This is a genomic window from Cereibacter changlensis JA139 (assembly GCF_003034985.1).
Classification (GTDB): Bacteria; Pseudomonadota; Alphaproteobacteria; order Rhodobacterales; family Rhodobacteraceae; genus Cereibacter; species Cereibacter changlensis.
This window is the reverse complement of sequence record NZ_PZKG01000124.1, coordinates 1-11787: the sequence shown is the minus strand read 5'-3', so window position 1 is coordinate 11787 and position 11787 is coordinate 1. Positions and strand designations below refer to the sequence as shown.

The following is an 11787-nucleotide window of genomic DNA, read 5'->3' as shown; positions in this document are numbered from 1 at the left end:
GAACCGATATATCCCTCACCCATGACAATCCTCCACGATCTCCACCGCGAAGGATCTGACGACAACCATCAAGCCGAAAGCCCCGACATCAATGGGGAAAACCACCGCTTACGCTTGGGCGGGTCCGCATTTCGTGCTATCGGCCCGCCACGGCCGGCAGTTCACCGAGGCCTCGCTGTCCTGCGAGGGAAGCTAAACCTTCCATAGCCCAATGACAGTCCCCGGTTTTTCCCGGAGCCCGTCGTAAGCCAGCAACCAACGATCTCGAGACGCGCCTGCGGATCAACCGATGCCTAGAACCGCCGTTTCGTTGTCCAGAGTGGATCTATCCAGCTTTTCCCGCGCTCTCGTCGCCGGGCTCCGCGTATACGAGGGGCTGCCCTTGCATCTAGCGCACCCTGCTGGCCCGCGCCGCAGGCTCGCGGGCTACCGCAGCCGCCTAATGAACGCTTCGCGCAGTTCTGAGAGCGACGCGAAGGGCAGAAAGCAGCCTGAAAGCGATGCGGCATGGCGGTTGCAGCCTATGGCAGAAGCTGACATTCGCTCTGTGCGCAGCGGTTTCAGGTTTGTGATCGACATGGTGGACGAAAAGCGATCGTTCGCGGCATGTGGCATGATGATAGGAGTGCCGAGTTAGTTATCTCACATCGTTAACTACGCCGGCCCAGACGTCGTGAGCGAAGCACAATTTCCTAATCCTCTTCAATAGTTTAATCACACTGCCGCAAATGCATTTTCTTCATTGCGCGAGACGATCCCCGCTTGGGCTGCAAGTGACAAAAGGGTCGGCAGACGGTCTTCCGTCACGGTTGGCTCCCATGGTTTGCGGATCAACGCTTCCAGCCCCGTCTCTTCGATCGTCAAACGCAGACGTTGCTTTCGCCCGTCAAACCGGTTCACGGCTGTCGCAAAGTGCTGGCTGATGATCATGGCTTCAAGGATGTACTGAAACGCCTCCCTTGCCGAAACCGCCCCAAGCCCGATCATACGGCGGCGCACGATATCAAGGGCGAGCCGTGGGGCTCCGCCAAGTCGCAGCGAGCTTGCCTCGTTCGCGGCTGCGCCAGCATAAGCCACGCAGAGCAGTATCCCCAAGAACGCATAGTGAGCGACTGAAGGATCGCGCGCCCTAAGCAGTTGTTGAATGGTGGCGATCAGGTTGAATGGGTTTTGAAGCCGTTTTCCATTGACTGCCGCAACGAAGCCTCCGATGCTGTCGGCTTGCTCATCAAGTTGCGCTATCATGTCATTGACCTTCGTCAGGCCATCAAAGCCACTCTCGGCGCTATCCCAGCCTTCTTTGAAGCGGGCGGCCATGGCATATGTTTCCTTTATTCGATCTGCAAGGATGCGGTCTTCGCACCACGACAGAAGGCACTCCATCGACAAGCGCTGCAACTGACGCATCTGAAGTGTAAGCCAGCTGTTTCTGGTCGAAACGAGCGTTTCGGGAATTGTGTAGGGAGCGCCACCCTGTCCAATCGACAACGCCATGCCTTGCCTGATGTCGGCAACATAGGCAGGCGCCGTGCAGTGCCGCATATGATGCATTGCCAGAGCAAGAGTAGTGCTTCGCCTGCCGAGAAGGCCACTCCGATCGCCGATCTCTTTTTTAGAAAATAGCGCCGAGTGAAAGGCCACACGTTCAGCTTCCAGGAGTTGGTCTGGGGCCCAGATTTTCCACAGGCTGGCCGCATCTTTTTTGCTTGCTGTCACAGGGGCGAGCGTTGCTAATAGGCGGGAATAGAGCTCTTTGTCTGATCGAAGTTGCGCATCCAGCGCTTCGGCCAAGCGAATGCCCAAACCCGTCACGCGGAAGAAGCCTGCTTTTCCCCGCAGTGGCATCAGGAAGCCGAGACCGGTTGCGATCTTGGACGCAGGACCGTACCAGAGAGCGGCAATGAGGCTAGTACTACTCTGGATGCGCTTCCAGTCCTTGAATGTCAGTGGATATTGCCCATCGGAAGATGCTGTAGGCGGAACGGCTCCCGTTCCCGGTATCCGACCGCCATTCTGGGACATACTTGCGCCCCACGAAAACAGCACCTCAATCCGTTCCCTGAAGCGATCAATGTCTTTGCTCGAGGGATCTCCGAATCCTGCGGTGGAGCACAAATCATAGAACTTCCAGAACACCCAACAGACTAGAGAGAACGGTCGGATGTAGCCGGTCACATTGTTTATGGACGGAATCATTTCCGCCATCATGTCGAGGTTAGTCTGACGGAGGCCGAGAAAATCTACGCCGTTGTTATCAGCCGTTCGCGGCGGCAAAAAGAATGGCTGGTCGGGGGAGTAGATGGTCATTTCGTCAAGTCCAGTGAAAACTTCTTGCAGTGTATGCAGCGCCCGATACGCTCTCGTTTAAAGACAGATTTCTCGAATAGCGGGTAAGTCAAAAAGCAGTGGCTGCAGGCTTCGCAGTGGGGGATAGCGCGCTTCACACGCTTCTCCCAACCTTGACGAAGCAGAGATTCGTGAAGCGCCTTTCCCGTGGGTGACTGGAACACCGCCAAGTCCGACGATACATCTTCTCCCGCCGCACGCGCGCTCCACACGTCTTCGAGTTGCTGACGCCTTGTTCGTGTAGAAAGCACCTCGGCAAGTGCTGCGCTCAAGTCGAGCGCTGCTTGCCCCTGTGCCAAAGCGGTTGCAAATCCTGTGTTGGCATCATCGATAAGCAGCGCCGATGCAAGTTCTCGATCTACCGCCCCGCCGAAGAACTTTTCCAAGTTATCGTGCAGTCCGACGAGCTGCTCGGCCCTCTTGCCGGAAGTTATCAAAGCCGCCCGAATGGCCGAAGAGGTGACAAAGTGCTGCGGAAGAGCTGCCGCTTTGTCCTGCGGTTGGGTGGTGCGCTGCGCGGTGCGCCGAAGCCAACTTTCGATGAACTCGACCGCGCCGTCAATATCCTTCAAGCGGTGGATGCGCATCCACATCCCAATCTCGAACTGTATTGTCAGCAGGCCAGGCAGCCGCTCAGGATCTTCCGCGATTTCTCCGATCATCGTCTCGATCGCGTTCTCGAAATCCTGCAGTCCCCGGCTGTAGGCGAACTGCTCGGCAGTATGCCGCTGAACTTCGTCTTCTTCGTCTTCCGCTAGGATAGACAATGACAATCCGTCACGAGAAGGCGCATTCTTCAGGCTTCCGTGGCCAAGTAGCATACGGCGCAGTCTCACCAGCGCGGTTTCGAACGGGTCACCAGAACCAAGTCCCGCGCTGACAATACCCGCGGCACCTTCGGGCAGCTCTTCCATGGGCGCTAGGTCTTCCAAACTGACGTGCACTGGCTCCGCCGTATTAGTGCCTTCGGCCGGGTCATCGTGCTCGCCGTTCTTCAGCACAGGAAGACTGAACACACGAAGATGCTTGTCTGCCGCAACGCTCAAATAGTCCAAGAGCGCTTGGATATCATCATCACTACCCTCCCGGCGCATCAAACGACTAAGCGCTCCGACTGTAAGCCTGCGCCGTGCACCCACGCTGAGCAGCATTTCATTGTGAACCCAGCCGCGGGCTTCGCGTTCATCCCTCTGGAGAACGATCTGCAATGCAGGCATTTCGCCCAACAGTTCCAGTTCCCGTTGAAGGACAGTGAACATACCGTCATCTTTGAGTGTAGTCTCACCTGAATGGGTAGTGCCGTCAGCTTGAATAATCCTAAACGCCCATGCGCCTGACACCTCCTGTAGGGAGATCATCTGCCCCGTCAGTTTCTGTGGGTTGTGCCGATCAAAACTCGCATAGACGATCTCCGCCTGCCCTAAACCCGAGGGCATTCTTTCCGCCGGTGCGAAGTTCGGAGCGGCACAATCTTGCCACTCCAGAATCTGATCAGGCACGGCCACACGCCTTAAGACACCGAGTTCGACATTGTCGGTTGTTCCAATCGACTTTCTGGTTGCGTTGAAACTGCCTGATAGTATGAGGCTCTCATTGCCGAAGTCGAACTGCAGCCATTTCGCATGAACGAAGCGTTTGCCTTCGATCTTCGGCCTTTTTGGCACGACGGGACGGGACCACCCCGCTGCGCCAGAAAACGGAAATGGGCTGGTCCCTTCGCAGGTGACGGCAACCGCGCCGCTATCAGCATTCACGGCTTCAAGCAGAGCGCGCACTGCTTCCCCATCAGGATCATGGTAGGGTGAAATGATCTTCACCGTCCGGCACGGCCCGATGGCTGCAGCGACTTCACCGACTTGCTGAATGGCCGTTCTCTCAAGAGGATGAATCAGCCGCACCGGCTGCGCCGATTGATCTGCACCTTCAGCTGCCGCTTGTGCGGCCCGTCTAGCAAAATCATCTATCCAATCGCGCCGCGCAATCTTGATGTCAGGTTGGGAACCTAGCGCTTCTAGAAAATCGGAAAAATCAGAAAAAGCTGTCGCGTGCTGTCCGGGGACAAGCGCTTCGAAGACTTCAGTGTTTCGACCGTGGCCTCCGAAGGTCACGTTACCACTACCGATCAGAAGAAGCTGCTCATCCTCAGAGATTAGGTGAATGCACTTCGGATGAAAGACACCCCTCCGGAGACCAATTGGCACAATCCTGTATTCTTGGCCCACTCGCATGGAATAACGTTCAAGCAATGAGGAGCGATAACCCTGCGCATCACACACAAGCCAGATGTCATTGCAACCTTGTTGGAGAAGGACGCGAAGAACCTCGGATTCAAAATAGCTAAGACTGAGCGCATAGGTCGTGAACAGAACATGTTTCCACCGTGCCGCCTGCAGATATTCCGCAATACTTCTTGATGCGCTATCATTCTGATTTAAAGCGTTCGCCGCGATCAATTTCTGAGTATTCCCTGTTTCATGCATTATTCTCACGGAGACGCGCCAGTCTTGGATGGATTGTCCCAGTTCATTCCCTCTCTTTCGTAAGAATGCAGGTCAAGGTTGGCGGGCAGTGAAACGTAGGGAATGTGGCGGACTCCCTTGTCGGGCGGGTTTATGTCGTTGGCTATTCACAGTAACCAACAGCGGCGAGTTTTCAATGAGCTCGATCTTGGCAGTGCTTCGCGAGGCAGCCAAATACGTCCGCCAGTGATAGGGGCGGGCACGGGCTCACTGCCCCGCCCGAGACTCACAATCATCTGAGGGTGATTCTTGCAAGATGAATCTGGCCCGTGTGCTCTTCCGAGGCAGCTGATTATCTGCGCTGCGACTTATCGAAATTGACTACAACCATGCCGAGCTCGGACATTTTCTGCGCGCTTCGCGATTGCTGCAATGAGCTGAGTTTGTTTTGCTTGGGGGCGTTTCTCCGTTCAGCAGAGCAGCGCTGCCTTTTGGAAATCCATGCGCTCGAGCGAGCTGATACGTTCTAGCCTAGGCGTTCTTACCTCCACATCGACCTCATCCGCGCCGCCACGTCGATCGGTGCCGGCGCGGGCCGCACCGCATCAGCCTGCACCGCCGGTGACCAATTCAGTGTCTCGAAGCGATCCAGGATGCTGCCCGGAATGAACCGCGTGCGCATAGCATAGACGTGGCGGTCGCCGTTGCGGGTCTGCTGGCTCACGTAGAACCGCAGCGGCAGGCCGAGGGTCAGGTGGTCCTTCGCCCGGGTCATGGCGACGTAGAGCAGGCGGCGCTCCTCCTCGAGGTCGCGCGTCGTGCCAGTCCCGAGGTCGGAGGGGATGCAGCCGTCCACCGCGTTCAGGATATGCACCGAGCGCCATTCCTGCCCCTTGGCCGAGTGGATCGTCGAGAGGATCAGGTAGTCCTCGTCCTTCAGCGGCGCGCCGGCCTGGTCGCTGGTCGCGTCGGGCGGGTCCAGCGTCAGCTCGGTCAGGAAGGCCTCGGCCGAGGGGTGGCCGGCGGCGATCTGCTCGAGCTGCAGCAGGTCGGCGCGGCGGGACTCGGCGTCCTCGTGGAGGCGGTCGAGATGCGGGTCATACCAGGCGCGGGCCAGCCCCAGCGCTGCGGGCCAGGGCGCGTCGGTGGTCATGGCGGCGGCGAAGCCCGGCCAGTCGGCGCTGGCCTTCGGCGGCGGGGTGATCTGCTCCCAGGCGGCCCGCGGATCGGCGGCGAGATCCAGCGCGTCGAGGATGCGACCGGCGGCGCGCGGGCCGATGCCGGGGATCAGCTGCAGCACCCGGAAGCCGGCCACCCGGTCGCGCGGATTGCGCGCCAGCCGCAGGATCGACAGCAGGTCCTTCACATGGGCGCTGTCGAGGAACTTCAGCCCGCCGAACTTCACATAGGGCACGTTGCGCCGGGTGAGCTCCACCTCGATCTGCACCGCATGGCTCGAAGTGCGGAACAGCACCGCCTGATCCTTCAGCCGCATCCCGGCCTCGCGGTCCTCGAGAATGCGGTCGACCATGTAGCGCGCCTGCAGCGCCTCGGTCGCCACCGTCACCAGCCGCGGCTTCGCGGCCGAGGCGCGGTCGGACCAGAGATCCTTGGTGTAGCGCTCGGCGGCCCCGGCGATGACGGCGTTGGCCGCGGCCAGGATCGGCTGGGTCGAGCGATAGTTCCGCTCCAGCGTGACCACATCGGCGCGCGGCGCGAAGCTGGCGGGGAAGTCGAGGATGTTGCGCACGTCGGCCGCGCGGAAGGCGTAGATCGACTGCGCGTCGTCGCCGACCACGGTCAGGCCGCGGCCGTCCGGCTTCAGCGCCAGCAGGATCCGCGCCTGCAGCCGGTTGGTGTCCTGATATTCGTCGATCAGCACATGGTCCCAGGCCGCGCCCAGATGCGCCGCGAAGCCGGGATCGGCCATGACCTGCGCCCAGGCCAGCAGCAGGTCGTCGTAGTCCAGCACGTTCTGCGCCTGCTTCGCCGTGACATAGGCGCCGAACAGCTGCTTCAGCTGCGCCTCCCAGCCGGCGCACCAGGGGAAGTGGGCGCGCAGCACCACGGCGAGCGGCTCTTCGGAGTTCACGGCGCGGGAGTAGATCGCGAGGCAGGTGCCCTTGGTCGGAAAACGGCTCTCGGTCTTCGACAGGCCGAGCCCGTGCCGGCTGAGGTTCATCAGGTCGGCGCTGTCCTCGCGGTCATGGATCGAGAAGTCGGGATGCAGCCCGATCGACAGCGCATGCTCGCGCAGGATCCGGGCCCCGACGGCGTGGAAGGTGCCGGTCCAGGTCAGCGCCTCGGCCGCGACCGGCGTGCCCATGGCCTGACGGGTGATCCGCGCCACCCGCTCGGTCAGCTCCGACGCCGCCCGGCGCGAGAAGGTCATCAAGAGGATCCGGCGTGGATCGGCCCCCTTCACCAGGAGATGCGCCACGCGATGCGCCAGCATGCTGGTCTTGCCCGATCCCGCGCCGGCGATCACCAAGAGCGGGGGCGGCAGGGCAGGGCCGTCGAGCCCGAACACCACCGCGGCGCGCTGCTGGTCGTTGAGCTTGTCGAGATATGCCGCCGCCATGCCGCCACCTTGCCCTGTGCTGCGGGCAGGTTAACGACGTCGGAACAAAAAGGAAACGGGTGACTGCCTGGCGCGAGCGGGGCTCGGCCTGTTGCAAGCCGCTACCGGGGGCGGCGCTATGCGCCTGTCCGCGCCAGGCGCATGTCCTTCCCGGGGGAGACGTCGAACAGCCGGCCGTATTCCCGGGTGAACTGCGGCACGCTGGCGTAGCCGACGGCATGGGCCGCCTGCGAGATCTCCTTGCCCTCGGCCAGCATCAGCCGCCGCGCCTCGATCAGCCGGAGCTGCTTCTGGAACTGCAGCGGCGACAGGCTGGTGATCGCCCGGAAATGCCGGTGGAAGGCCGGCTCGCTCATCCGGGCGGCCTCGGCCAGCTCGTCCACCCGGATCGCCCGCGCGAAGTCGCGGCGCAGGAGGCCGACCGCGCGGCCGATACGCGCCGCATGGCTGTCCGGCGCGCCGAGCGCGCGGATCGCCGGACCATGCACCCCCATGAGCAGCCAGTAGTGCAGCTCGCGCAGCAGCCCGCCGCCGAGCGCCGCCAGCGCCTCCGGCTGGTCGAGCAGCCGCACCAGCCGCAGGGCGGCGTCGACGACATCGGCGGCGAGCGGCTCCACCCGCACGCTCCGGGTCTCAGCCGGCCGCGCTGGCGCTGCGGCGGAGAGATCGCGCAGGATCGCCGGGTCCAGCTCCAGCACCAGGGCATAGTAGGGCGCGGCGAGGCTGGCCCTGGTCACCTGGCTCACCGTCGGCGTGTCGGCCGCGATCACCATCGCCTCGCCGGGGGAATATTCGAAACTGCCGCCATGGGTGCTGACCCGCTTCCGGCCCTGCAGCAGCATGGCGATCAGCGGCTTCTGCACCGCCACCTGCAGCTCGCCCGGCTGGAGCAGCCGCACCATGGCGAGGCCGGGGACCGGCGTGGCGGCATGGCCGAGCGGCCCGAGATGGGCGTCGGCATAGCGCCGGCAGCGGTCGAGCAGCGCCGAGATCAGCGGAGTGTTTTGGGCAATGGTCATGGCCAAAGAATGGCTCGTTTCCGGCGCTGCGGGAAGGGGGAAGCGGGAATGGGCAAGAACCGGCGGGGAATGGGCAACGCGGCCCCGCCGGGCTCGACTAGGTATCGGGGCATCCAGAACCCGAAAGGACAGAGCATGAGCAAGATCACCCTCATCACCGGAGCCAACCGCGGCCTCGGCCGCAACACCGCCCTCGCCATCGCCCGCAGCGGCGGCGACGTCATCGTCGCCTATCGCGCCAACGCGGCCCAGGCCGAGGAGGCCGTCGCCGAGATCCGCGCCCTCGGCCGGCAGGCTGCCGCGCTGCAGCTCGACATGGCGGAGACGGCGAGCTTCCCGGCCTTCGCCGACCGCCTGCGCACCTGCCTCGCCGAGGTCTGGGGCCGCGACAGCTTCGATCACCTCGTCAACAATGCCGGCCACGGAGAGTTCGCGCCGATCGGCGAGACCACCGAGTCCCAATTCGACGGGCTGTTCCAGGTCCATGTGAAGGGCGTCTTCTTCTTGGTGCAGACCCTTCTGCCGCTGCTGGCCGACCGCGGCCGGATCATCAACTTTTCCTCCGGCCTGACGCGCTTCTCCTTCCCCGGCTTCGCGGCCTATGCGGCGGCAAAGGCCGCGGTGGAGATGCTGACGCTCTACATGGCCAAGGAGCTTGGCCCGCGCGGCATCACCGTCAACACGGTGGCCCCCGGCGCGATCGAGACTGACTTCGGCGGCGGCGTCGTGCGCGACAACGCCGAGATGAACGCGCGCTTCGCTAACCTGACGGCGCTCGGCCGCGTCGGCTTGCCCGACGACATCGGCCCGATGGTCGCGAGCCTGCTGGGAGACGGCAACCGCTGGGTCACCGCTCAGCGCATCGAGGTGTCGGGCGGGCAGAATATCTGATCCGGCCGAGACGCCCGACAGTCGTTCCGGCTGGCCCATGCTGTAACTCATAGCATCGTGGCCAGTCGCGAGCGGCCTTCAGCTGCCGTTCGGGCTGCCAGGATACCACATGGCCGCATTCACCAAGCCGCCCTTCAACAGGTGCCGCAGCAAAACCGGGCAGATAGGGCTGCGAGGGCGGATGATCTGTCGTGCAGACTTTGTAAGTCAGCGTGTACCTTCCGAGGGCATGCCACAGCCACATATATGGCGAAGGCTGAGATGAAAGGGCATGCGTTCTGCGTCTGCAACATGGCCAAGCGCTTGCAAACCTAGCAGCTGCTCGGCGTGTTGCGGGTCGACGACACGAGTCAACCCGCACCTTTCAGAAAGGGGCTGCACGCCGCCTGTCCGGCACGCCGCGAAACAGTCCGTGTAAGGCCTCATGCAAGGCCCATTCGGCTTGCGTCAGCGCGATGTCGCGGCTTAGTGTGCATCCGTAAAGGTCGGTAATGTCAGCTCATTTTCGGGGGCGTTTCGGCATGGCCGTCGCCGCTCTGACAGGACAAGCCATTTGACAGCCGCGACAGCGATCTCTAACGCGACGAAGAGAGGGCGCCCCCACAATGCTCTCTGTGGGAAGCCGACCCCCTGTGTGTCAAGTGCGGCCCACAGGCGGCAAGATGCGGGATCCCATGTGAAGCTTGGAGTGTTTGTATGTCGCGGCTGACGGCCCTAATCTCGCGCGCAAAGGCCAAAGACAAAGCGCTGGGGGATGAGCTTGAGCGGGAGTTCAAGGCGCTGGCGTCGCGGCGGGCATTTGGGCTGAACTTCGAACGGCATCGGCCGGAAAGCGTGGAGTTACCCGGGCGGCCCGTGCGGCGGGGCGACAAGGTGCGCGTGCTGCCGCCGCGGGGCACGGGCACCCGCGGGGATCCGCGGCTGTGGCGGGTCACCCGGCTTGACAGCGATGGCGAGGCGCGGATGGCGCAGATTACGCTCATCGACGCCGAGACACCCGAGACAGCCGATGTGGCGGCTGCCGATCTGGTCGTGGTGGCCGAGTTCCGCGATTTCATCTATCCCGGCTTGGTCAGCACCGGCCGCGTGCCACGGGGCGGCGACAAACCTTTCCACACGGTGATCAACGGCGAGAACTTCCATGTGCTCGAGGCCCTGACCTACACACATCGCGGCAAGATCGACGCCATCTACATTGACCCGCCCTACAACACGGGGGCGCGGGACTGGAAATACAATAACGACTACGTCGAGTCGGAGGACCTGTACCGTCATTCAAAATGGCTGGCCTTCATGGAGAGACGGCTTTAGGTTGTAGGTGCGCTGCTCAATCCCCAGAGAAGCATCTTGATCGTCACGATTGACGAGAAAGAATATCTTCGCCTTGGCCTACTATTAGAACAGACTTTTCCCGAAGCTGAAATTCAGATGGTGAGCAGTGTAATTAACCCAAAAGGCACGGCGCGTGGAAATGAGTTTGCACGAGTAGACGAGTACATCTTCTTTGTTAAGTTTGGGGGAATTTCGCTGTCGCGCACTAATCGCGACATGTTGAATGAACGCGACTATGCGCTTGATGAAGATGTTCGATGGAGGGGCCTTGCCAGAACAGGCCGAAAGGGCCTGCGCGCTCACAACCCGGGTTCTTGGTATCCCATTTACGTCAAGACTGATGGAAGTGGGATTCAATCCGTTGGCAATACAGTTTGGGTCGGGGAACCAGAGCCTGTAGACGTCCCGGAAGGAACTGTCGCAATTTGGCCGCCCCGAGCAAACAACCAAGAGTATAGCTGGTCTGTTGTTCCGGAAACTCTGCGGACGTTGATGGAGAAAGGTGCTGTTCGGACCGGCAGGATTAACCTGAAGAAAATGTCCGTTCCCATCTACTACCTGTCCTTCAACCAGCTTGCGGCGATCGAGGAAGGGCGGTTGCAAATTGTCGGCAAGGCAGAAGACGGCTCTCTCGAGCTAAAGTTCGCTGCCGGATCGCGTTCCGCTGCACCGAGAACGATTTGGAACATGACGTCACATGATGCGGGGAGTCACGGAACTAGTCTGCTCCGCGCAATGATGCCCGATCGGAGGTTTCCGTTTCCCAAGTCTCTGTACGCTGTCGAGGATGCTTTACGTTTCTTCATCAAAGAGAAGCCCGACGCCATCGTCCTCGACTTTTTCTCCGGCTCCGGCACCACGGCCCATGCCGTCATGAGACTGAACCGCCAGGACGGTGGGCGGCGGCAGTGCATCTCGGTCACCAACAACGAGGTGGCGGCCGACGAACAGGCGGCCCTGCGCAAGGCAGGCCTGCGTGAAGGTGACCCGGACTGGGAGAAATGGGGCATCTGTGATTACATCACCAAGCCGCGGATCGCCGCCGCCATCACAGGCAAAACGCCGGACGGCGAGGAGATCGGAGGCGACTACAAGTTCACTGATGAATTCCCGATCGCCGAAGGGTTTGAGGAGAACGCTGAGTTCTTCACCCTAACTT

General features: G+C 61.5%; 7 protein-coding genes. 3 read left to right on the top strand and 4 right to left on the bottom strand.

Annotated elements, in window-relative coordinates; genetic code table 11:
- Positions 1-714: 714 nt before the first annotated feature.
- The 4 genes from C5F48_RS24865 to C5F48_RS18705 all read right to left on the bottom strand — a co-directional run bounded on the left by C5F48_RS24865 (position 715) and on the right by C5F48_RS18705 (position 8405).
- Positions 715-2307: a hypothetical protein gene (locus tag C5F48_RS24865; protein ID WP_146170645.1), complete on the bottom strand. Its 1593-nt coding sequence runs from the start codon at positions 2305-2307 to the stop codon at positions 715-717.
- A complete protein-coding gene (locus tag C5F48_RS24860) occupies positions 2304-4799 on the bottom strand; it encodes a phospholipase D-like domain-containing protein (RefSeq protein WP_146170644.1) in 2496 nt (831 codons plus the stop codon). Before C5F48_RS24860 ends, C5F48_RS24865 begins: the two co-directional genes overlap by 4 nt.
- A gap of 547 nt (positions 4800-5346) precedes the next feature.
- A complete protein-coding gene (locus C5F48_RS18710) occupies positions 5347-7386 on the bottom strand; it encodes an ATP-dependent helicase (RefSeq protein ID WP_107665350.1) in 2040 nt (679 codons plus the stop codon).
- Between the two features lie 116 nt (positions 7387-7502).
- A complete protein-coding gene (locus tag C5F48_RS18705) occupies positions 7503-8405 on the bottom strand; it encodes an AraC family transcriptional regulator (RefSeq protein WP_211314709.1) in 903 nt (300 codons plus the stop codon).
- Positions 8406-8540: 135 nt separating this feature from the next.
- Between C5F48_RS18705 and C5F48_RS18700 the strand changes: the two genes are divergently transcribed.
- The 3 genes from C5F48_RS18700 to C5F48_RS24855 all read left to right on the top strand — a co-directional run.
- The gene (locus tag C5F48_RS18700) at positions 8541-9296 is read left to right on the top strand and encodes an SDR family NAD(P)-dependent oxidoreductase (protein WP_107665349.1); all 756 of its coding nucleotides are present in this window, start codon (positions 8541-8543) and stop codon (positions 9294-9296) included.
- Positions 9297-9992: 696 nt separating this feature from the next.
- Positions 9993-10607, top strand: a complete 615-nt coding sequence (locus tag C5F48_RS18695) for a restriction endonuclease subunit M (protein WP_181247725.1) — start codon at positions 9993-9995, stop codon at positions 10605-10607.
- A gap of 36 nt (positions 10608-10643) precedes the next feature.
- Positions 10644-11787, top strand: a 1144-nt coding sequence (locus tag C5F48_RS24855; RefSeq protein ID WP_146170643.1) for a DNA methyltransferase, incomplete at its 3' end; no start/stop codon positions are given.